At 67.8% G+C, this 20712-nt stretch carries 23 protein-coding genes; all 23 read left to right on the top strand.

All coding sequences use genetic code 11. The annotated features are described in order from the left end of the window. The first annotated feature begins 8 nt into the window (after positions 1 to 8). Entirely contained in the window at positions 9 to 2123 is a 2115-nt protein-coding gene (locus tag FZ029_RS27910; RefSeq protein ID WP_149272919.1) for a prohead protease/major capsid protein fusion protein, read from the top strand. Between the two features lie 23 nt (positions 2124 to 2146). After that, entirely contained in the window at positions 2147 to 2749 is a 603-nt protein-coding gene (locus FZ029_RS27905) for a DUF2190 family protein (protein WP_149272917.1), read from the top strand. A 60-nt stretch (positions 2750 to 2809) separates the two neighbouring features. Continuing rightward, positions 2810 to 3283 carry a hypothetical protein gene (locus FZ029_RS27900; RefSeq protein WP_149272915.1) on the top strand — a complete coding sequence of 158 codons (474 nt, stop codon included), beginning with the start codon at positions 2810 to 2812 and terminating at the stop codon, positions 3281 to 3283. Beyond that, positions 3280 to 3630: a hypothetical protein gene (locus FZ029_RS27895; RefSeq protein ID WP_149272914.1), complete on the top strand. Its 351-nt coding sequence runs from the start codon at positions 3280 to 3282 to the stop codon at positions 3628 to 3630. The genes FZ029_RS27900 and FZ029_RS27895 overlap by 4 nt, the downstream gene beginning before the upstream one ends. After that, positions 3627 to 4421: a hypothetical protein gene (locus FZ029_RS27890; protein WP_149272913.1), complete on the top strand. Its 795-nt coding sequence runs from the start codon at positions 3627 to 3629 to the stop codon at positions 4419 to 4421. Before FZ029_RS27895 ends, FZ029_RS27890 begins: the two co-directional genes overlap by 4 nt. A gap of 26 nt (positions 4422 to 4447) precedes the next feature. Beyond that, entirely contained in the window at positions 4448 to 4903 is a 456-nt protein-coding gene (locus FZ029_RS27885) for a phage baseplate assembly protein V (protein ID WP_188052082.1), read from the top strand. Between the two features lie 11 nt (positions 4904 to 4914). After that, positions 4915 to 5085 (top strand): hypothetical protein, encoded by a 171-nt coding sequence (locus FZ029_RS33200; protein ID WP_188052081.1) that lies wholly within the window; start codon positions 4915 to 4917, stop codon positions 5083 to 5085. Continuing rightward, positions 5085 to 5375 (top strand): PAAR domain-containing protein, encoded by a 291-nt coding sequence (locus FZ029_RS27880; RefSeq protein ID WP_149272911.1) that lies wholly within the window; start codon positions 5085 to 5087, stop codon positions 5373 to 5375. The genes FZ029_RS33200 and FZ029_RS27880 overlap by 1 nt, the downstream gene beginning before the upstream one ends. A gap of 8 nt (positions 5376 to 5383) precedes the next feature. Further along, the gene (locus tag FZ029_RS27875; protein ID WP_247892537.1) at positions 5384 to 5713 is read left to right on the top strand and encodes a GPW/gp25 family protein; all 330 of its coding nucleotides are present in this window, start codon (positions 5384 to 5386) and stop codon (positions 5711 to 5713) included. Beyond that, a complete protein-coding gene (locus FZ029_RS27870) occupies positions 5710 to 6549 on the top strand; it encodes a baseplate J/gp47 family protein (protein WP_149272909.1) in 840 nt (279 codons plus the stop codon). Before FZ029_RS27875 ends, FZ029_RS27870 begins: the two co-directional genes overlap by 4 nt. Continuing rightward, positions 6549 to 7886 (top strand): phage tail protein I, encoded by a 1338-nt coding sequence (locus FZ029_RS27865; RefSeq protein ID WP_149272908.1) that lies wholly within the window; start codon positions 6549 to 6551, stop codon positions 7884 to 7886. Before FZ029_RS27870 ends, FZ029_RS27865 begins: the two co-directional genes overlap by 1 nt. Before the next feature lie 2 nt (positions 7887 to 7888). Continuing rightward, positions 7889 to 8368, top strand: a complete 480-nt coding sequence (locus FZ029_RS27860) for a hypothetical protein (RefSeq protein WP_149272907.1) — start codon at positions 7889 to 7891, stop codon at positions 8366 to 8368. An 8-nt stretch (positions 8369 to 8376) separates the two neighbouring features. After that, positions 8377 to 10389 (top strand): DUF4815 domain-containing protein, encoded by a 2013-nt coding sequence (locus FZ029_RS27855; protein ID WP_149272906.1) that lies wholly within the window; start codon positions 8377 to 8379, stop codon positions 10387 to 10389. 22 nt (positions 10390 to 10411) lie between these two features. Then, positions 10412 to 11608, top strand: a complete 1197-nt coding sequence (locus tag FZ029_RS27850; protein WP_149272905.1) for a hypothetical protein — start codon at positions 10412 to 10414, stop codon at positions 11606 to 11608. Then, positions 11605 to 11784: a hypothetical protein gene (locus tag FZ029_RS27845; RefSeq protein ID WP_149272904.1), complete on the top strand. Its 180-nt coding sequence runs from the start codon at positions 11605 to 11607 to the stop codon at positions 11782 to 11784. The genes FZ029_RS27850 and FZ029_RS27845 overlap by 4 nt, the downstream gene beginning before the upstream one ends. 15 nt (positions 11785 to 11799) lie before the next feature. Then, the gene (locus tag FZ029_RS27840) at positions 11800 to 12954 is read left to right on the top strand and encodes a hypothetical protein (protein WP_149272903.1); all 1155 of its coding nucleotides are present in this window, start codon (positions 11800 to 11802) and stop codon (positions 12952 to 12954) included. Beyond that, positions 12954 to 13754, top strand: a complete 801-nt coding sequence (locus FZ029_RS27835) for a hypothetical protein (protein WP_149272902.1) — start codon at positions 12954 to 12956, stop codon at positions 13752 to 13754. The genes FZ029_RS27840 and FZ029_RS27835 overlap by 1 nt, the downstream gene beginning before the upstream one ends. Positions 13755 to 13765: 11 nt before the next feature. Next, a complete protein-coding gene (locus FZ029_RS27830; RefSeq protein ID WP_149272901.1) occupies positions 13766 to 14572 on the top strand; it encodes a hypothetical protein in 807 nt (268 codons plus the stop codon). 91 nt (positions 14573 to 14663) lie between these two features. Beyond that, on the top strand, positions 14664 to 16517 hold the full coding sequence (locus tag FZ029_RS34000; protein WP_149272900.1) for a phage tail sheath C-terminal domain-containing protein: 1854 nt from the start codon (positions 14664 to 14666) through the stop codon (positions 16515 to 16517). 59 nt (positions 16518 to 16576) lie between these two features. Beyond that, the gene (locus tag FZ029_RS27820; protein ID WP_149272899.1) at positions 16577 to 17080 is read left to right on the top strand and encodes a phage major tail tube protein; all 504 of its coding nucleotides are present in this window, start codon (positions 16577 to 16579) and stop codon (positions 17078 to 17080) included. Between the two features lie 24 nt (positions 17081 to 17104). After that, positions 17105 to 17350 carry a phage tail assembly protein gene (locus FZ029_RS27815; RefSeq protein WP_149272898.1) on the top strand — a complete coding sequence of 82 codons (246 nt, stop codon included), beginning with the start codon at positions 17105 to 17107 and terminating at the stop codon, positions 17348 to 17350. A 154-nt stretch (positions 17351 to 17504) separates the two neighbouring features. Beyond that, the gene (locus FZ029_RS27810) at positions 17505 to 18260 is read left to right on the top strand and encodes a hypothetical protein (RefSeq protein WP_149272897.1); all 756 of its coding nucleotides are present in this window, start codon (positions 17505 to 17507) and stop codon (positions 18258 to 18260) included. A gap of 27 nt (positions 18261 to 18287) precedes the next feature. After that, the coding region (locus FZ029_RS27805; RefSeq protein WP_149272896.1) for a phage tail tape measure protein at positions 18288 to 20712 on the top strand (2425 nt) is incomplete at its 3' end.

The raw sequence follows: 20712 nt of genomic DNA, 5'->3' as shown, positions 1-20712 counted from the left end.
AGCGACCCATGCCCCCGGAAGAGACACCCGGCGGCGGCGGCGACTTGCCGCCGCCTCCCGCAACACGGGCCGCCCCGCCCGGCCCGCGCCCCGATCCGGCCGCGCCCGTAACGCGCGGCTTCGATGTGCGGATGGCGCCGGAGAGCGTCAACGAGTCCGAACGCACCGTCGAGATGATGTGCTCGACCGGTGTCGCCGTCCGTCGGTACGACTGGAACCGCGACCGCTACTACGACGAAGTGCTGGTCGTCACCCCGGAGGCGGTGGACCTCTCCCGCTTCGACAGCGGCGCCCCTCTGCTCGATTCCCACATGCGCTGGTCCGTTGAGTCCGTGCTGGGCCGGGTGATGCCGGGGTCCGCCCGGATCGTCAACGGCCAGTTGCTGGCGACCGCCCAGGTGTCCGCCCGCGAGGCTGCGGCCGGCGCGTGGCAGGACATCAAGTCCGGCATCCTGCGCGGCGTCTCGGTCGGTTACATCGTCCAGCGCTACGAGATGGACGAGACCACGACGCCGCCGACGTACCGCGTCACGCGATGGCTGCCCTACGAGGTGTCCGTCGTCCCCGTCCCCGCCGAAGCCGGCGCCGGCTTCCGTTCCCTTCCCCCCGCCGGGCAGCCGCCCGCAAACTTGGAGACCCGCATGCCCCCCGAGGAGCTGCAGCCGGGCGGCCAGCCGCCCGCCACCCCCGATGCCACCCGCAACCAGCCCGCTCCTCCGAGCACCCCGCCGGTCGAGCAGAACCGCGCCCTTCCGCCGGCCCCGCCGCCGGGAGCGGATGCGGTCGCGGCCGAGCGCTCCCGTGCCGCCGAGATCACCGCGCTCTGCATGCGCCACGCCGTCCCGGCCGATGTGATGCAGCGCTTCCTGGCGGACGGCGTGTCTGCCGAGACCGCCTCGCGCCAGATCCTGGACCGGCTGGCCGAGCGCTCCGAGCAGAACCAGACCCGCACCCAGGTGCAGATGGGCGACCTGGACGAGACGGTGACCCGCCGCGACGCCGCGGTGGAGGCGATCCTGCACCGTGCGCTGCCCAGCCAGTTCCAACTGACCGAACGGGCGATGGAGTTCCGCGGCCTGCGCCTGATCGAGATCGCCCGCAAGGCGGTCGAATGGTCGGGGGTCAACACCCGCGGCATGGTGCCGGACGAGCTGGCCCGTCACGCTCTGAACTGCCATCGGGACAGCTACCGCCTGCACACCGCTTCCGACTTCCCCATCATCGCCGACAGCGTCATCCGCCGCGTGCTGCGGAAGTCCTACGAGGCCCAGGCGAGCGCGTGGCGCCTGTTCAGCCGGCAGCGCACCGCGGTGGACTTCCGCCAGATCCAGACGTGGCAGGTGTCCGGCATGCCGCAGCTCCTGAAGGTCGGCGAGGATGGCGAGATCGAGCGCGGTTCGCTGGCCATGTCGAAGGAGAGCTTCGCGCTCGCGACCTACGCCCGCATCATCGGCGTGACGCGGCAGACGCTCATCAACGACGACATGGACGTGTTCGGCCGGCTGCCGATGACCTATGGCGCCTCGGTCGCCCGCATGGAGGCCAACGTGGTCTGGGGCGTCTTCCTGCGCAACCCGACGATGAAGGCGGACGGGAACCCGCTGTTCCACGCCAATCACAAGAACGTCGCTGAAACCGGCACCGCCCCCACCCCGGACACCCTGTCCGACGGCTTCACCGCCATGGGAACGCAGACGGGCATCGACGGCGACGGCGAGGGCGACGTGCTCGGCCTGGAGCCGAAGTTCCTCATCTGCTCGATTGCCCGCCGGGCTGCCGCCGAACGGGCGGTCGGTAAGACGGTGCAGCCGACCCGCGCGCAGGATGCCGTGCCGTCCTTCCTGCAGAACATGACCGTTATCCCGGAGGCCCGCATCGACCGCCTCGGGGCGAATACGTGGTTCCTGGCCGCCGACCCGAACTCGGGCGGCATCGACACCATCGAGTACGCCTACCTGGAAGGCCAGGAAAGCGGCCCGTTCGTCGAAAGCCGCGAGGGCTTCGACGTCGACGGCATGGAGGTGAAGGTGCGCGAGGACTTCGGCGCGGGCGCCGTCGACTGGCGCGGCTTCTACATGAACCCCGGCGCCGCGCCGGCCGCGCCCGCTCCGGAAACCCCCTGACCGCCGTCACACGGGAGACACCCATGCGGAATTTCATCTTCGACGGCCGTTCCCTCCCCTTCACCGCGGCCTATGCCGTGGCGTCGGGGGACGGCTACCTGCTCGGCGCCATCTTCGGCGTCGTCAGCAGCACGGCCGGAGCGGGCGAGGAAAGCCAGCTCCGGACCGAGGGCTGCTACGCCCTCGCCAAAACTGCCACCGGCATCACGGCCGGTGCGCCGGTCTATTGGGACGCCACCGCCCGCAAGGTCACCGGCACCGCCTCCGGCAACCTGTGCGTCGGTGCCGCCATCAGCGCGGCCGGCGCCTCGGCGCCGACGGTGCGGGTCAAGCTCGGTGCCGCCGCCCTTGCGCACGGCGAGTCCGTCACCCTGCACGGATCCGGCCCGTTGGACTTCCCGTCCATCGCGGCGGCCGGGCACCAGGATCTGACGCTCGCCGTGGCCGGTGCCGCGCCGGGCGACGGGGTCGTGCTGGCCCTGCCGGCGGTGGTTCCGGCCGGACTGGTGTTCCAGGCGTGGGTGTCGGCGGCCGACACGGTGACCGTGCGCGCCACCAACATCACCGCGGCGGCGACCGACCCTGCCGCCCTCACCATCGGCGTCATCGTCCACCCCGCGCCGTGAGCCTGACGGGCGGGGGCCTGCCCCCGCCCGTCCCTTTCCTTTCAGATGGGACGCACTGACATGCCCGACGGCGCTCTCTTAAGCGTGGAAACCCGGTTGACCCGGCTGGAGTCCATTCCAGACGCCCTGGAGCGGCTGGAGCGCGCCGTCGAGCGCATCGGCGAGCGGCTGGAGGTGATGCACCGCCTCGAGCAGCAGCAGGCGTCCCACTCCTCCGCCATCGACCGGGCGTTCAAGGCCATTGAAAAGGTCACCACGGCCCTGGACGACACCCGTGGCCAGCTCACCTCGCGCGTGACCAAGCTGGAGCACACCTTCGCCGAGCGGATGGGGATGGCGCGCGGCACCATCACCACCGCCGGCTCCATTCTCGGCGTGGCACAGCTCGCCGCCGTGGCCGCCGTCGGCTACCTGTTTTCGCACCTCGCCGCCGCCGAAACGGCCCTGGCCGAGCGCGCGAAGACGGACGCCCTGTTCGAGCAGCGGCTGGTGCTCGTCGAGCGACACCTGCCCCAGCCGGCGGCCCGCCAATGAGCTGGGCCGAGATCTCCGCGGAGGTCGAGGATGTGTGCGCCGATGTGTTCGGCGACACCGTCCTCTATCGCACCGACGCCAACGACCCCGGCCGCACCATCGTCGCCGTGTTCGATGAGGACGCCCTGTCCGGCACTCTGATGGAAGGGGAATCGCGCAACCAGGTCGGCGTGGTCGAAGTCTCCACGGTCGAACCGGTGCTCTACGTGCGCCGGGCCGCCCTACCCTTCGACCCGAAGGATGGACACCTCGTCGATATCGGCGAACGGCGCTACCGGGTGTCCGATCCTCGTCCCGACGGGCCAGCGGCCTGGGCGCTATACCTGAAAAAGATCGTCCGGCGATGACCCATCCCCGCACCATCATCCGCAACGCGGTCGCCGCGGTGCTGACCGATTCCCCGCTGGCCGAGATGCTCGTAGCCAAGCGCGTGTGGACATCCCGCGCCAAGCCGCTGACCGCAGACACCGTGCCGGCGGTCCTGGTCTACACGCCGAACGAAAAGCTGGAGAAGGGGAGCTATGGCGGCGACGGGCAAGGGCCGCTCATCCGCGACCTGACCCTTGTCGTTGAGATCGTGGATCTGGCCGACGACGATGACGAGGCCACGCTGGAAGACCGCCTCGACCACTTTGCCGAACTGGTCGAGGCGCTGCTCGATGGCTTCGTCGTTCCCGGACGCCTTGCCGACCGCCTGCGCTATGCCGGCATGGAAAGCGATATGTTCGAGCGGGGCCAGCATGTCTACGGCGCCAAGATCATCCTCTACACGGTGGAATACCGCACCGCGACCCGCACCGCTTCGGATGCCAGCCTCTTCCCGTCGGCGACGGTGCCGCTGCGACTGGATCTGGTCACCGGCCGTGGCGCCCTGCCTCCCATCTCTGCCGGCAGCAATGCGCCGGGGGCTGGCATCGTGGTGGTCGGGTACGACCGCGGCATCGACTATGACATCGACACCAGCGGCCCGGTGCCCGTCATCGTCCGACTGCCCAGCGGCATGATTCCGGAGGGCGGGACGGTCGAGGTGTCGGTGCCCCTCCCGCAGCCGGCGGCTTCGCCGGTCGGCGTCTATCTCGGCCAAGCTCCGGAGATTGGCCGGGCGCATGAGGCCGATTACACGCAGGTGGCGCCGTGATCGGGCGGGGCGGCGCGGGTGACGAGGTGACCGGCGACTTGGACCGCCGGCTGGCGAACGTCGTTCGCAAGGGCGTGGTCTCCGCCGTCGATTATGGTGCCGGCAAGGCGCGCGTGCGGATCGGCGACATCGAAACCGATTGGCTGCCCTGGGAGATTCCGGGGCAGAACAGCAAGGTGCGCGTGTGGTCGCCGTTGCAGGTGGGGCAGCAGGTGTCCGTCTCGGCCCCGAGCGGCGATCTCCGCCAGGGTGTCATCGGCGGCGGTCTGTCGTCGAATGCGTCGCCCCATGTCGGCGACCGGGGCGACCTCTTCCGGGTCGAGTACAGCGACGGCTCGTTCCAGGAATACGACATGGCGTCGAAGACGCTGACCCTGTCGGTTCCGGCCGGCGGCAAGATCCTCATCCAGGTCGGCCCGTCCACCCTCGAACTCACCGCCGACGGCGTCAAGGCCGTCGGTCTGCGCATCGACCTCAATTGACGGAGGCGCTTGTGGCGTTCTGGCGTACCAACCTCATGTGGGCACTCCACAACCTGATAGCCCATCCCGTGGGCGAGCTGTGCTTTTGGGCGAGCTTCCTGTGTCCGCCGCTGCGTCGGTTCGGCGGTTGGCTGCATGACATCACCGTGCCGGCGCACGACCCGGTGGACGGGCGCGGCTGATGCCTGCTGTGACGCGCCTGGGCGACACCTGCACCGGCCACGGCTGCTGGCCGCCCCGTCCGTCCACGGGAGCCTCCCCGAACGTCAGCGTCGAGGGACGCCCGGTGCATCGGCAGGGCGATGCCTGGGCGGCCCACACCTGCCCGTCGATTCCGGAAACGCATGCCTCGGTGCTGGCCAGCGGCTCGCCGACCGTGTTCGTCAACGGCCAGCCCATCGGGCGCGTCGGCGATCCGGTGGCCTGCGGCTCCATCGTCGCCACGGGCGCCGCGTCGGTGTTCGCCGGCTGATGCTCGGCATGTCCGCCACCGCCGGTCGGGCGCTCGCCGGCACCGACCATCTGCGCCAGAGCATCCGCGACATCCTGACGACTCCCATCGGCAGCCGCGTCGAGCTGCGCGACTACGGCTCCAACCTCTTCAACCTCATCGACCGCCCCGTCGATGAGGTGCTGAAGGTGGACATCATCGTGGCGACCGTCGACGCGCTGCGCCGCTGGGAGCCTCGCCTCGAAGTGTCCCGCGTCGAGGTCGAGAGCGCGGCGCCCGGCGCCATCACCCTCGCCATCACCGGCCTCTACCTGCCGGAAGGGCGGGTCATCCGCTTGGACGGGATCACGGTGCAATGACCTCCTCTCCCCTGCCCGATCTGCCTGCCCCCCAGGTCGTCGAAACCCTCGCCTATGAGGACATCAAGGCCGAGGTGCTGTCCGGCTTCCTCGGCATGGCGCCGGAGTTCTCTGCCCTGCTTGAGTCCGACCCCGCCATCAAGGCGTTGGAGGCCGGCGCCTACCGCGAGCTTCTGCTGCGCCACCGCATCAATCAGGCGGCACGCGCCAACCTGCTCGCCTTCGCGCTCGGCTCCGACCTCGATCATCTGGCGCTGTTCTATGGCGTCGAGCGGCTGACCGGGGAGAGTGACGACCGCTTCCGCCTCCGGATCCGGGATCGCGTCATCGGCTGGTCCACCGGGGGCGGGGCGGCCAGCTACCGCTATAACGCGATGTCGGCCCATGCCGACATTGAGGATGTCAGCGTCGCATCGCCGAAGCCGGGGCTGGTGGTCGTGGCCCTGCTGCCGCGCGCCGGCACCACCGCCACCGACGCGGTCCTGCTCGACGCCGCGCGCTCACGTCTGAACGACCCGACCATCCGGGTGTTGACCGACACCATCGACGTCCGCATGGCCGCCCCGGTGTCCTTCGAGGTGGCCGCACGGGTGTGGCTGCGGCCAGAGGCCCCCGACAGCCGCCTCGAGGACATCGAGGCGGCGTTCCGTGCGGCCCTGGCCGGCGAGCGCCGTCTCGGCTGGGATGTCACCCGGTCCTGGCAGGTGGCGCAGCTTCAGCGCGGTGGCGTCTACCGGGTCGAACTCGATGCGCCGGCAGCCGATGTGGCCGTCGCCTCCGACGGCTACGCCCGGCTCGACCATGTCACCCTGGTTCTCTCCGGCCGGTCCGCCTGATGCCCAGCCTGCTGCCCGCAAATCGGACGCCGCTCGAAACGGCGCTCTCGCTTGCCATTGGCCCGCGCCTGTTCGACGCGCCACTGCCCCTGGCCGGCTTCAAGACCGAGCCGAGCGACGCGCTGGTGCCGTGGCTCGTTTGGGAATACGGCCTCGACGAGCTGCTGCCCTATCTCACCGACCCGCGCCGGGCGCTGCGCGAGGGCATCCAGTTCCAGCGCCTGCGCGGCACGGTGGCCAGCCTGCGCATGGCGCTGGATTGGATCGGGTACGACGCCGCCATCCTGGAAGAGGCGGGGCCGGGGCCGTGGTGGGCCGAGCTTCAGATCGACCCCGGCGCGGTTCCCTCCGATGAGGACGTGCGCCGCATCGTCGGCGTTGCCGGCTTGGCCCTCCCGGCACGGGCGCGCCTCGTCCGCCTTTACCATGGCTACGATTTCCGCCCGATCATCCTGGACCAGGGGCCGGCGCTCGATGCCGGCATGCTCGACGACGACAGCGGCACCGACGCGAACGGCGTTCGGCTGTCGTTCGGACGCACGGTCGGGCTGTCGGCCGAAAGCGATGTTGCCGACCCGGCACTGGCGCTGCACGGCGTCACCGGGTTTGCAGCCCTCTATGACGACGCCGAAGCACTCGACTGGTGGCGGCTCGACAGCGAGGTGGTGCGCAATTATCCGCTCGCCATGTCCTGGATCTACGGATGCAGCGGCGCCGAACTGGCGGAGGATCTCGGCCCCATCGCCGCCGGGGTCCGCCTCATCGCCAAGGCCAACATCGTCCTGGACGACACCCGGCTCGACAGCCCAACGGCCCTGCTCGACCCGACGCAGCTTGTCGAGGAGGGGGCGCCGCTGACCTTGGACGGCGACGAGCGGCTCGACTCTTATGTCCATTCCGTCCGCCGCGAGCCGCTCGACGAGGTGCTGCTCGACACGGTGGCGCTCGGCGCCGATGCGGCGATTGTCCCCTCCGTCTCCTTCAGCATGCAGGCCGCCATCGCGCTGCGGGCTGGCCCGGAGATGGAAGAGGTGGTGCTCGACGGCGACCTGCCGGAGCTGGTGGGTTGGCGCATCACGGCGACGGTCGTCATCTCGGCCGATGCCGGCCCCTACCGTCCGCTGTGGCCGACGGCCCGCTGGGGCGACCACACCTGGGACGATCCGGTCATCAGCATCGGAGTCTGGACGGTGCCGGTCGAGCCGGTCGGCCCCGAAGATATCGGCGCCTGGACCATCACGCCCTGGCCCCGGTCGGACCGCGGTTATGTGTGGGCCGGTGGCTGGACCGGCGGCTGGCAGGCGTCCTTGACCCCTCCTTCTGACTCCGGAGTTTGACGATGGCCATCTTGACGATCAGCGGGCGGACCGCCATGGCCCAGGCCCTGGCGAACCAGCCCCTGCATTTCGCGTGGGGGATTGGGAAGCAATCCTGGGACACCACCCCAGAACCCGAAACCATCGGCCTGTCGGCGCTCGAACTGGAGATCGGCCGGCGAACGGTCGATGACGTCGGCTTCTGCGTTGCCGACCCAGCCGGGGAAATCATCGTCCCCAAGGGCCGCTTCCGCCGGGTGTCCACGCCGACCAACAACCTGCTCATCCGCGTCTCTTTCAGCTTCGATGACGCCATCGCCGTGATCCGCGAGGTGGGGGTGTTCGTCGGCACCGTGCTGAAGCCAGACCTTCCGCCGGGGCAGCGCTACTTCCTGCCGTCGGACATCGCGTCCCCCGGAACGCTGCTCGCCATCGAGCGCACCACGCAGATGCATTTGGGCGGGGCGCTGCGCCCCTCCTTCGAATTTGTGCAGACGATCTGAGGCCCGCGATGACGACCTATCCCGATGGGTATTACGACAACTGGAACGCCGCGAAGGGGTACGACCGGATTCTGTTCCGGTCGGACCGCGTGCTGCAAACCGCCGAACTGAACGAGATGCAGCAGGCCGCACAGCATCGCGTCCGCGGCCTCGGCGACGCCCTGTTCAAGGACGGCGCGGTGCTGCGCGATGCGTCCCTCTACGTCGATGCCGTGACCGGTCAGACGAAGGCGGCTGCCGGCGAGATCTACGCGGCCGGCGCCGTCCGCGAGGTGGGCGAGGCCAGCTTCGTGCTGCCGCTCGACCGGCTGGTCGCCGTCGGCATCTATCTGCAGGAAGCCGTCGTCACCGAGCTGGAAGACCCCGAGCTGTTCAATCCGGCGCGGGACAGCCGCGCCGTCGGTCAACCTGGTGCGGCCCGCCTGAAAATTTCGGTGGTCTGGGGCTATGACCAGGATGGCAAGCCCGGCGATTTCTTTCCGGTATACCGGGTGGACCGGGGCAACCTGCTGTCGAACGACCCGCCTCCGACGCTGGACAGCGTGAATGTGGCGCTCGCCCGCCGGGACAAGGCGACCACGGGCGGCACCTACATCACCAGTGGCCTGACGGTCGCCTATCAGGGCGCCGAAGGTGCCGAGCAGGTGTTCACCATCACGGAAGGGGCCGCCCATATCGACGGGTTCGAAGTGACCCGGCCGACCTCGTTGCGCATCCGCTTTCCCGCCGACCCCGACCTGCAGCTTGTCGATGTCGAGCCGCATACCTTCACTGTGGCCACCGGGGGCAGTCAGCGGATCGACCTGAACCATGGCCCGGTGGCGGCCATCGACACCGTGCGGGCCACCGTGCGGATCGTCGATGAGGTCCGCACCCATGGCAACTTCACGAATGCCATCGACCCCCTCGCCAACGGCTCCGTTGTGCGGGTGCTGGCGGTGAACCAGGGCGGCACCTGGAACGGCACCACCTATACCGGCGGCACCACCTATGCCGCCGGCACCGATTACCGTCTGACCGGCGACGCCATCGACTGGAGCCTGTCGGGGGCCGAACCGTCTCCCGGTTCGACCTACAAGGTGACATACGAGCGCCTGACCACCCTGCCGGCCTCCGCCGTCGATGAGACGGGCTTCACCGTCAGCGGCGCCGTTCAGTCCACCCAGGTGCTGGTGACCTACAAGTGGAAGCTGCCGCGCGTCGACCGGGTGCTGCTGAACCGGGACGGTACCGCCACCCGTGTGCGGGGCGTTGCCCATCCCTTCACCCCCGGCAAGCCGGCGGTGCCGCCCAGCACCCTGCTGCTCGCCACGGTCTACCAGACCTGGACCGGTGCGCCGACCGTGCAGCTCGACGGCGACGTGGTCCACGCCGTGCCCTATGCCGAGCTGCAGCAGATGAGGCAGGACATCTCCGACCTCTTCTTCCTGGTCGCGAACGACCGCCTGCAGAACAAGGCGCAGGCCCGCGACCCGGCGGCCAAGCGGGGCGTCTTCGTGGATCCGTTCCTCGATGGCAGCATGCGGGACGTGGGCTTGTCCCAGAACGCCGCCGTCGTGGCCGGGGAGCTGACGCTTCCCATCGTGGCGACCGTCGCCAGTGCGACCCAGAACAACGACAAGAAGTTCACCCTCACCTACACGCTGGAGCCGGTGATCGAGCAGAAGCTCCGCACCACGACGATGAAGATCAACCCCTATCAGGCGTTCGAGGCGTTGCCGGCCCAGGCGACCCTTGTCATCGCGGTCGACCAGTGGACGCAGACGGTGGTGACCGACGCCCACGACGACGGCACCACGGCGATGTTCGCGAACCGCACGGTGTACGATCCGGGCTATCACGGCTCCAACCTCACCTATCAGGTGCGCAAAACCGAGACGTCCATCGTCAGCGCCGGGCAGCGCGCAGCCGAGACGCTGCGCCCGATTACCGTCTTCTTCGAGGTCAAGGGGTTCGGGCCGGGCGAGCAGTTGTCCCAGCTCAAGTTCGACGGCCTGACCCTCGCCCCGGCCGCTGCGTAACGTCCGCTTTCAGGAGATTGCGATGACTGTTCTTGTCGCCGACGCCTCGGGCGTCGTCCGCGGCACCTTCCAGATTCCGGAAGGCATTCCCGCGGGTACGAAGAAGGTGGAGTTTCTGGGCCAGGGCGGCAGCTATGGCACCAGCACGTTCACCGGCGCCGGCACCGTCGAGGTGCAGCAGATGCGGACGGTGGAGGTGGTCGAAACCCACTTCTACGACCCGCTTGCCCAGACCTTCAGCCTTGATTTCGGCCGGCATATCGGCGGCGTCGAGGTGCCCTTCGCGGTCCGCGGCGCGAACGTCGTTCGCGCCCAGATCCGGGAAACCCAGGTCGGCTTTCCCTCCCGCGTTATCCTCGCCCAGGGAGAGGTGAATCCGTCGGCCATCCAGCTCGGCGGCGCCTGGACGCGCATCACCTTCGACCCCGTCTGGCTGGACGCCAACACGGAATATGCGCTGGTGCTGCTGACCGACGACGCCGACGCCGCGGTGTGCGTTGCCCAGCTCGGCAAATACGATTCCGTCAACCAGCAATGGATCACGCGCCAGCCGGCGATGGGCGTGCTGCTGTCCAGCTCCAACGCCAGCACCTGGACCGCGCATCAGGATCTCGACCTGACGTTCCGGCTGCTCGGCTGCCGCTTCACGGTGACGACGCGGGAAATCCCCCTCGGCGCCATCACCGCCAATCAGGTCAGCGACCTCATCGCCCTCGCCCGCGTCGAGCGGCCAGCGGTCGATACCGACCTCGTCCTGGTGCTGACCGACGAGGACGGCGACGAGATGCGGGTCGTGAACGGGCAGGTGGTGTCGCTGACCCAGCGCCTCTCCGGTCAGGTGGCGGTGAAGGCGGTTCTCAGCGGCACGGATCTGCGGTCCCCGGTCCTGTACCCCGGCATCCAGGCCGTGCTCGGCAACGTCCAGGAAAGCGCGACCTACATCACCCGGCAATTCGAGTGCGCCGGCGCCACCAAGATCCTGATCGCCTACGAGGCCATGCTGGGCGGCAGCGCCACCGTGGTCGCGCACGCGCAGAAGGCCGACGCGAGCTGGGTGCAGATCCCGGTCATCGGCGGCAAGCAGGTGGGCGATGGCTGGCAGGAGGTGATCCACAGCCTCTCGCCCTTCAACGTCGATGCGACACGCGTGCGCCTCACCCTGACCGGCAGCGTGATTTACCGTCCGCGCGTCCGCGCGCTTCAGGTCATCGCCCAATGAGCGCGCTCGATCCCCGGACCGCAAACCGCGGCTATCCGAAGTCGGACCCGACCCACTATGGGAGCGACGATGCGTCCCGCATCGCGCAGGCGCTCGACATGGTCGACGGCGACGTCAAGGCGGTGCTGGACGCCGTCGAAAACGCCGAAATCCTGGCATTGGCGCTGGGTTCTTAAGCGGAGGCGTACCCAATGACCATCAACACAACGAACCTCAGCGCCGTGCTCCAGCAGAAGATCGACGCGCTTTCGGCCACGTCCGAGTTTAAGGATCTTCTGCTGCTGGCAAAAACCATTGAGGCGGCAGCGGGCAATGCCTCTGTCTCTGACGTGCTGTCTGCGGGAGCGACCCAGGTTGCGGAGGTCAACTCCGCTGGCTCTACCCAGGTCGGCAATGTCAACAGTGCAGCCGCGAGTAAGATCGCCGCCATCAATGCGCTGGATGCCGTTCTGAAAAGGAGCATGCAGTCCTATACCTTCGAAACCATAGACCTGAATTCCCTCAACACCGTGGGGGAGACGCGCTATGTCGATGCTGCTAACAGCCCGAACGCCCCCGCTGGAAGCGCGGGGTATGGCTATTACATGGGCTTGGCAGGTGGTGACGTTGGCGGCACCCTCGGGCTTCAGCACCTCGTGGCGCAAAACGGCCGCTACTGGTGGCGCGACAAATATGGTGGTGGGTGGCGTGAATTCTGGCACACCGGCAACTTGACGCCAGCAACCGCGCCAAACGCCAATACCGTAGCAGCCCGCACGCCAGACGGGTCTTTGCTCGGCAACCATCTGTACGCCCGAACCTCGGACATCTCGTCCAACGGCACAACTCTGATCGCTCTCGGGAGCAACAGCGACGCCCTCGACGCCTACTTCCAGATGAACAGCTCGACCAACACCACGGCGCCGGCTGGGGCACGCGGGTTGGCGTTGGTCGTGAACACCGGGGCTTTCGGCATTTACACCGGCAGAGTTTCTCCTGTCGTTCAGCTCTACATGGACCCTACTACCAAGCAGTTCACCTTCTACAAGTCTGTTGCCCCAAACCCGGTGACGGTTCCGTTCTCGCCCACTGTGACCCTTGATTTCGCCTCTTCAAACCGCTTCGACCTGACCGCAACGTCTAGCTTTACCCTTGCCAACCCGAGCAATATGAAGCCGGGCCAAGTCGTAGTCCTTAACGTTACCTCTTCTGTCGCCAACATTGTGATGGCGACCGGGTCTTTCTTCAGGACCAAGGGTGGCTCCGGGATCTCCCTGTCCGCTACCGCGGGCGCCCGTGACAAGGTCATTATGGAGTGCGTTGCCGCTGGCGTTGTGGACATCACCGTGCAAAGGGACTGGAAGTGATGAACCAAGCAGCCCTTCTGATGGATGGCGGTTTTTCGTGTCTGCGGGATCCGAACGCCGCGAACCTCGTTTACTGGTTTCGTGCCAACGGCTTGGCAGGGGCGCACCCCACCACAAGCGACGGCGGAGCCACTTTCACATGGCACTACCGCGACTCCACAAAAGCTGCGCTATCGTCTGCATCCAAGTATTGGGAGGATTACGACACGAGCATGTTCTTCAACGGAAACGGCATCATTTGCGATCCGTCCGTAGGGGACAGCAACTTCCCGTTTCGCCTGTTTGCTGACGGAGCCGCGTCCTGGTCGCACATGATGCGGATCATCCCTGGCTACACGGAAAGCGGGGTGCAGCTAAAGAATATCGGCATAAACAACAGCGACTGGGGCACGTCCGACATGATGTACAGTGTCGGGCTTAATTATGACACTCCGACCGGGAAATTGCGGGTTGGAACAAGCTGGAATGACGGCACCGGGACATCTGGCGGTGGTTGGGGCGTTCAGGGCATCAACTCCAGCATCCTGGTGCCGCAAACCACGCCGATGGAAATTCTTATAACCAGGGACGGGCCGAGCAAAACCACATACATGCTCGTCAATGGGACGCTGGCTGGTTCCTTCGTTGGAAGCCCGCGCAGCGCGGCCTACGATCCAGCCACCATGAAGGTGGCAACGGCTGGTTCGGCGAACGCAGGCGCCAACGCCTATGCTCCGGTGTTCTACCTGAACGACGAGTATCTCTGGAACACCTGCATCGCCACCGCCTCCTATACCCCGAAGACCCAACCGTTTTGCTGATAGGGGCCATCATGGACCTTCCTGTTCTCGTTGTGCTGCCGGATGGCTCTCGTCGGCTGTTCGAGCGGCCGGAGCCGTTTTCGTGCGAACGCACGCTGCGGGCCAAGCGTCCGCAGATCGAAAAGACTTTGGTGAAAGAGGACTATGAGGAACCCGACACTGGTGAAATCGGCGTGCGGGATGTTGAGGTGGAGACCGCCACGCTGGTGGAGGTGGACGAGGTGGACACGATCACCCACCCGGCCGGCGCGTGGGCGAGCTACACCATCGAGGAATTCGAGGCCGCCTGTCCTGGCTGGACATTCCTGCCAGTGCGCGAGCAGGCCGCCTTCGACCGCAGCAAGGTGCTGGTGACGCGAAAGCCGATTGCCGATTGGGTGCTTCACCCGGACCACGCTGAAGTGACCTATGACGTCGCCGCCCTGCCCCAGGCCGAGACGCGGGCTGCGAAGGTCCGCGCCATTGACGTGGAACGGGATCGACGGCTGGCGCTGGGCGCGCTCCATGGCGGCAAGCGCTTCAGCATGTCGGATGCAAGCCGCACGGATCTGGGCGGCATGGCGACCACGGCCGGCTTGGTGCTGTCGGGAGCGCTGCCCGTGTGGCCGGATGCCTATGTCCAAGGCTGGATCGCTCTGGACAACAGCCGCCTGCCGCTGCCTGCCCCGGCGGATGGCGTTGCCCTCGCCGCCTCTGTTGCGCTTGCCTATTCCGAGTTGGTCCAGCACGCGCGCGACCTCAAGGACGCGGCTCTTGCAGCCGATGATCCCAGCCTTGTGGACGAAATGTCCGGCTGGCCGGACGACGATCCGCCCTGACCGCCGAACGGCGTTCGCCACCATTCACCTGCTTTCTCATGCCCGGCTTCAAGCCGGGATTTTTCTGCCCTCAACCAAGGGAAGCATCGTCATGCCCGAACAGTTTCTGCACGGGGTCGAGGTCGTCGAGATCGACACCGGCCCGCGTCCCATCAAGACGGTCAAGAGCGCCATCATCGGGCTTGTCGGCACCGCCCCCATCGGCGCCGTCAACAAGCCCGTTCTGATCGCCGGCAGCCGCAAGGAGGCGGCGGCGAACTTCGGTGACGACTGGTCCTTCAGCATCCCGCCCGCGCTCGACAACATCTTCGACCAGTCCGGCGCACTGGTGGTCGTGGTCAACGTGTTCGACCCCGCCCGCCACAAGACGGTGGAGCCGGCCGCAGACCATGCTCTGCTCGAGGGGGTGTTCCCGCTCGCGCACCGCTGGGTCAGCGGCGTGTCGGTGAAGACGTCCGAGCATGGGCTGCTGTGCGTCGAAGGTGTCGACTACACCCTGGATCCGACCACCGGCATCGTGACGCCCACCCGGTTCGGCAAGCTCGCCGGCCGCTCGGCATCCTGGATCGGCTACACCTATGCCGACCCGTCCAAGGTGACGCCTGCCGACATCATCGGCGGCACGGATCCGGCGACCGGAGCCTACAGCGGCGCCATGGCGCTGCTCGGTGCCCAGAGCAGCCTGGGCGTGACGCCCCGCATCCTGCTCGCCCCCGGCTACACCGGGCAGCGGATCGCCGACGGCATCGCTGGCATCACCATCGCCAACGGCGGCGCCAGCTATGCCCGCCCGCAGGTCACCATCGCCGGCAACGGCACGGGCGCCTCGGCGGTCGCCAAGGTCGTCGGCGGGGAGATCGTCGACATCGACATCGTGAAGGCCGGCGAGGGCTACAGCACCGCCACCATCACCGTCACCGACGAGGCCGGTGCCGGCGCCACGGCGACCGCGACCCTGGCCAGCGGCGGCATCGCCTCCGTCACCGTCACCAGCGGCGGCTCGAACTACGTCACCCCGGCGGTCGCTGTCAGCGGCGACGGATCCGGCGCGGTCCTGGAAGCGGTGACAGTGGACGGCAAGGTGACCGCGGTCGCGGTGGTCAATCCCGGCACCGGCTACACCGAGGCCACCATCACCATCAGCGAGGCCGCCGACGGTGCCGGCGCCGTCGTCACCCCCATCATCGGCACGGTGGCCAATCCGGTCGTTGCCGAAATGCTCGGCATCGCCCGACGGCTGCGCGCGGTCATCTTCGCCGACGGCCCGGACACCACCGACGAGGAAGCGGTTGCCTACCGCAACGATTGGGGCGACCGCCGCGTGTTCGTCTGCGACCCGTCCGTGCTGCGCCTCAACCCGCAGACCAACAACATCGAGCGGTTCCCGGCCTCCCCCGCCTTCGCCGGCATCCAGGCGTGGATGGACAACGAACAGGGATTCTGGGTCTCGCTGTCGAACAAGGAGATCGCCGGCATCGTCGGCACCGGCCGCGCCATCGACTTCGTGCTCGGCGACACGAACTGCCGGGCGAACTACCTCAACGAACACGAGGTGGCGACCATCATCCGCGAGCAGGGCTATCGCACCTGGGGCAACCGGACCTGTGCCAGCGACCCGAAATGGGCCTTCCTGTGCGTCGTCCGGACCAACGACCTGATCCTGGACAGCCTGCAGAAGGCGCATCTGTGGGCGGTCGACCGCAACATCACCCGGACCTACATCGCCGACGTGACCGAGGGGGTGAACGCCTACCTCCGCCACCTGACCAAGATCGGCGCCATCACGGGCGGCCGGTGCTGGGCGGATCCGGAACTGAACACCCCGGACCAGATCGCGCAGGGGAAGGTCTACTTCGACTTCGATTGGGGTCCGACCTACCCGGCCGAGCACATCACGTTCCGGTCGTCCGTCAACAACGGCTACCTGGAAGAGATCTTCAAGTAGCCCTCCGCGAACGTCGTTCGCCCCACCCTTTCCCCATCCCTGAGTCATAGGAGGCGCCGATGGCTCCGCCCAAAGTCGTCAAATACTGGAACCTGTTCATCGACGGGCGCGGCTATGCCGGCCGCGTCGACGAGGTCAACGAGCCGAAGCTGTCCATCAAGACGGACGAGCACCGCGGCGGCGGCATGGACGCCCCGATGGGCATCGACCTCGGCATGGACAAGATCGAGTTCAGCTTCACGCTGTCCGAACACTCCACCGAGGTCTACCGGCAGTTCGGCCTGATCGACGGCAACGCCGTGCGCGTGCAACTCCGCCAGTCGCTGGCCGATGACACCACACTGCGGCCGAAGGTCATCACCGCCCAGGGCATGCTGACCGAGCTGGACGGCGGCTCGTCGAAGAGCGGCGACAAGGGGTCGCTGAAGGGCACCATCTGGTGCCGCTACTACAAGCTCGAGATCGACGGCCGGGCCGAGATCGAGATCGACATCGACAACATGAAACGCGTCATCAACGGCGTCGACCAGCTCGCCCAGCACCGCGCCAACATCGGCCTCTGAGCCGCAAACGGAAGGTAGAAGACCATGGATATCACCCTGTCCCGCCCGCTGAAGACGACGGCCGGCGAAGTGACCACCCTGACCATGCGCGAACCGCTGGTCGAAGACCATCTGGCCTCGGAGGAGGCGGCCGGGCCGAACGCGCGCGATGCCCGCGTCGAAGCCACGCTGTTCGCCATGGTCTGCGGGGTGGCCCCCGAGGACATCGGGCGCCTGCCGATGAAGGACTACAAGAAGCTGCAGGACGCCTACCGCAGTTTTATGTCCTGAGCCGGGAGCAGCTCCGGCCAGCGGTGGTCCGCCTCGCGGCGGCCACCGGCTGGCAGCTCCCGGTGATTGGCCGCATGACCCACAGGGCGCTCGCCCTCTGGCTTGAATCCCTGCCACCCGACCGGCCCCAGCCGGTCTACCTGGTCGAACTGAGATGATCCGCTTCACCCTGTCCGGCATGGCCGAAGTTCGCAAAGCGATGGAGGCGTCGCCCAAACAGGCCAGCTATGCCGCCGCCCGCGCCCTCACCGATGTCGCGCAGGACATTCAGCAGGCGGTCATCCGCGACCTTCCGGAGATGTTCACCATCCGCTCCGGATGGGTGGCGAAGGGGATCCGCATCGTTGCCGCGAACCCCACCAGCTTGGAGGCGGTGATCGGCTCCAAGGACGATTTCATGGAGCGGCAGGCGGTGGGCGGCACGAAGGAGGCCGAAGGTGGCGGGTCGGTGGCCGTTCCGGTCGGCGCCCGCCCCACGCGCACGGCGATGACGCGCCCCGGCCGCTGGCCCAAGGCGCTGCTGGCGAAGTCGGGGAAGTTCATCGCGCCGCTCGGCACCGACGGGCTGTACATGGGCGTCGAGCGGTTCCGGAGCGACGGCTCGGCAAAGACCCGGCGGAGCACCTCGCACGCGGCACCTGGGGCGAAGATCCGTCGCGGCGACCGCGGCCGGGACACCTTCGCCACCCTCGGCGTCTGGGAGCGGTTCGGCGGCAAGGTGAAGGCGACCAAGGGGCGGTTTGCCGGGCAGAAGCGGCAGCGCATCCGCCTGCTCTACGTCCTGAAGGACGAGATCCATATCGACAACCCGCGGTTCCGGCTGCGCGAGATCGCGGAGCGCGTGGCGAAGGAACGGTATCTGCCGGCCTTCCAGCGCCGCTTTGCCGAAGCGATAGCCTCGGCCCGCTGACGCTTCTCCCCAAGGGCAGACACCACCATGGCAACAAATTTCCCGGTCGCCGTCCGTGTGGGCGCGGCGCTCGAAGGCTCGTTCTCGTCCGTGTTCGGCGGGGCGACCCGCCAGATCACGCGGCTTGGAGACGCGGTGGGCGAGGTCGAAAACCGCGCGGCCAAGGTCGGCCGGATGCGCGAACTGCAGATCCAGACCTCCGCCGCCATGGGCAAATGGCGGGAGGCGGAGGAGCGCGCCAAAGCCTTCGGCCGGGCACTGTCCGAGATCGAGCGCCCGACCGCCGCCCAGGTCAAGCGGCTGGAGCAGCTCCGCGAGGCGGCCGACCGGGCGCGGTTGGCGTACCGGCAGAACCAGCAGGAACTGGCGCGCCTCGATGGCGAACTCCGCCGAGCCGGAGTGGACACCGAGCGGCTGGCCATCGAGGAGGGACGCCTGGGGCAGGCGGTCGAGAAGCTCCGCGGCCATTATGCCCGCCTCGGACAGGCTGTCGCCCAGGTCGATGCCGCGCGCGCCAAGCGCAACGAGCTGCGCATGCAGATGCTCGATGCGGTCGCGCTCGGCGGCGCCCTGTACGGTCTGACCAAGCCGGCCATCGAGTTCGAGTCTGTGCTGGGCGACATCGACAAGGTGGTCGATTTCGCCGACGGCACCGCCGGCCTGCAGAAGATGGGGCAGGCGCTGAAGGAGATGTCGCGCATCATCCCCATCAGCCAGACCGGTCTCGCCGCCATCGCGGCGGCCGGCGGACGCATGGGCATCAAGGAAGGCGACCTCCTCACCTATACCGAGACGGTCGCCAAGATGGCGGCGGCCTGGGAGATGCCGCCGGACGCCGCGGGCGAGGCGATGGCGAAGATCCAGAACGTGATGGGCTTCGCCATGGGTGACCTGATGAAGGTCGGCGACGCCATCAACAAGCTGGACGATTCCTCCGCCGCCAAGGCTCCCGAGATCCTGGAGGTGCTGAAACGCATCTCGGGCAACGGTAAACAGTTCGGCCTGAACACGCAGGAGCTGGCCGCGCTCGCCACCACCATGCTGGATCTGGGCCGAACCCCGGAGGTGGCGGCCACCGGCATCAACGCCTTGATGGTGAAGCTGCAGGCGGCGCCGATTCAGACGAAGAAATTCAAGGCCGCGCTGAAGGAGCTGGGCTACACCCCGGAGGGCATCCAGAAGGCCATCGCCAAGGACCCGACCGGCACCCTGACCAAGTTCCTGGAAAAGGTGTCGAAGCTGAAGCCGGAGAAGCGCGTCAACATCCTGGGCGAGATGTTCGGGATGGAGTACAGCGACGATCTGGCCATCCTCGTCGGCGGCCTGGACAAGTACAAGCAGTACATGGGCATGGTCGCCAATGAGACGACCTATGCCGGCAGCGTCCAGGCGGAGTTCGAGAAGCGCACCAAGCTGACCGCCAACCAGCTCAAGCTGCTCGGCAACCAGACCACCGAACTCAGCATCAACCTCGGCACCGCCCTGCTGCCGGCGCTGAACCGCATCGTCAGCGGGCTGTTGCCCGTAGGGGCGGCGGCGGCTGACCTCGCTGCCAAGTATCCGGAGGCGACCACCGCCATCGTCGGCACCGTCGCCGCCGCGATGGGTCTCAAGGTGCTGATGATCGGCGGCGGCTATGTGAAGTCCTTCGCGACCGAGCTGGTCGCGCTGGGACGGGTGGCACGGGAGTCCGCCCTCGCCCAGGTGACCCTGGCCAGGATGTCGGGTCTGGTAGCGCCGGCCATGAGCACGGCCACGGTCGCAACCCGCGCCTTTAGTCTCGCCCTGCTGGCCACCCCCGTCGGCTGGGTCGTGGCAGGCGTCGCCGCCATCGCCGCTGTCGGCACGCTGGTCTACAAATACTGGGAGCCGTTGGGCGCCTTCGTGTCGGGCGTGTGGGACGGCATCGTCAGCGCCGTCAGCCGGGCCGCTTCGGGTATCATGCCCGTTCTCGCCCCGCTCCAGCCGCTGGCCAGCAGTGTCGGGTCGGCATTCAGCTACATCGGCGACGGCATCTCGACGGTGGTCGGGTGGTTCGACAACCTCCTCACCCCGGTGCGGCTGACCGGCGATGAATTCCAGCGCGTCCACGACTCCGCAACCGGGCTTGGCGATGTCCTCGGACGGAGCCTCGTTGCCGCCGTCGGCATCGTCACCGCGCCCATGCGCGCTTTGGCGGAATGGGTGCGGCTCATCTGGTCGGAGGTCCAGGGGGTGCTGTCCTGGGCGCCGGGCGACGCGCTCAACGCCGTATGGCCCGGCGCCTTCGATGGTCTGGGCAGCATCGTCGAAGGTGCCCGCGCGCGGGTCGAGCAGGCTTGGACCGCGGTGAAGGAGTGGATCGGCTGGGACCCCGGCCCGACCATCAGCGCGCTGTGGGGCGGCATGGCCGCCACCTTCGACGCCATCTGGACTCAGGTCACCGAACGTGTCGGTGCCGGTGTCGAGTGGA

Origin of the sequence: Azospirillum sp. Sh1, from assembly GCF_008365135.1 — a bacterium.
Classification (GTDB): domain Bacteria; phylum Pseudomonadota; class Alphaproteobacteria; order Azospirillales; family Azospirillaceae; genus Azospirillum; species Azospirillum oryzae.
Note: the sequence above shows the minus strand (reverse complement) of the source record. Positions and strands in the feature narration are given on the sequence as shown.

Excerpts from the sequence above, each read along its gene's own strand:
- FZ029_RS27855 (WP_149272906.1), top strand. The coding sequence starts at position 8,377 with ATGACGACCTATCCCGATGGGTATTACGACAACTGGAACGCCGCGAAG.
- FZ029_RS27850 (WP_149272905.1), top strand. The coding sequence starts at position 10,412 with ATGACTGTTCTTGTCGCCGACGCCTCGGGCGTCGTCCGCGGCACCTTC.
- FZ029_RS27870 (WP_149272909.1), top strand. The coding sequence starts at position 5,710 with ATGACCTCCTCTCCCCTGCCCGATCTGCCTGCCCCCCAGGTCGTCGAA.
- FZ029_RS27810 (WP_149272897.1), top strand. The coding sequence starts at position 17,505 with ATGATCCGCTTCACCCTGTCCGGCATGGCCGAAGTTCGCAAAGCGATG.
- FZ029_RS27820 (WP_149272899.1), top strand. The coding sequence starts at position 16,577 with ATGGCTCCGCCCAAAGTCGTCAAATACTGGAACCTGTTCATCGACGGG.
- FZ029_RS27880 (WP_149272911.1), top strand. The coding sequence starts at position 5,085 with ATGCCTGCTGTGACGCGCCTGGGCGACACCTGCACCGGCCACGGCTGC.
- FZ029_RS27830 (WP_149272901.1), top strand. The coding sequence starts at position 13,766 with ATGGACCTTCCTGTTCTCGTTGTGCTGCCGGATGGCTCTCGTCGGCTG.
- FZ029_RS27815 (WP_149272898.1), top strand. The coding sequence starts at position 17,105 with ATGGATATCACCCTGTCCCGCCCGCTGAAGACGACGGCCGGCGAAGTG.
- FZ029_RS27835 (WP_149272902.1), top strand. The coding sequence starts at position 12,954 with ATGAACCAAGCAGCCCTTCTGATGGATGGCGGTTTTTCGTGTCTGCGG.
- FZ029_RS27900 (WP_149272915.1), top strand. The coding sequence starts at position 2,810 with ATGCCCGACGGCGCTCTCTTAAGCGTGGAAACCCGGTTGACCCGGCTG.
- FZ029_RS27895 (WP_149272914.1), top strand. The coding sequence starts at position 3,280 with ATGAGCTGGGCCGAGATCTCCGCGGAGGTCGAGGATGTGTGCGCCGAT.
- FZ029_RS27875 (WP_247892537.1), top strand. The coding sequence starts at position 5,384 with ATGTCCGCCACCGCCGGTCGGGCGCTCGCCGGCACCGACCATCTGCGC.
- FZ029_RS27890 (WP_149272913.1), top strand. The coding sequence starts at position 3,627 with ATGACCCATCCCCGCACCATCATCCGCAACGCGGTCGCCGCGGTGCTG.
- FZ029_RS27845 (WP_149272904.1), top strand. The coding sequence starts at position 11,605 with ATGAGCGCGCTCGATCCCCGGACCGCAAACCGCGGCTATCCGAAGTCG.
- FZ029_RS27840 (WP_149272903.1), top strand. The coding sequence starts at position 11,800 with ATGACCATCAACACAACGAACCTCAGCGCCGTGCTCCAGCAGAAGATC.
- FZ029_RS27865 (WP_149272908.1), top strand. The coding sequence starts at position 6,549 with ATGCCCAGCCTGCTGCCCGCAAATCGGACGCCGCTCGAAACGGCGCTC.
- FZ029_RS34000 (WP_149272900.1), top strand. The coding sequence starts at position 14,664 with ATGCCCGAACAGTTTCTGCACGGGGTCGAGGTCGTCGAGATCGACACC.
- FZ029_RS27860 (WP_149272907.1), top strand. The coding sequence starts at position 7,889 with ATGGCCATCTTGACGATCAGCGGGCGGACCGCCATGGCCCAGGCCCTG.
- FZ029_RS27910 (WP_149272919.1), top strand. The coding sequence starts at position 9 with ATGCCCCCGGAAGAGACACCCGGCGGCGGCGGCGACTTGCCGCCGCCT.
- FZ029_RS27905 (WP_149272917.1), top strand. The coding sequence starts at position 2,147 with ATGCGGAATTTCATCTTCGACGGCCGTTCCCTCCCCTTCACCGCGGCC.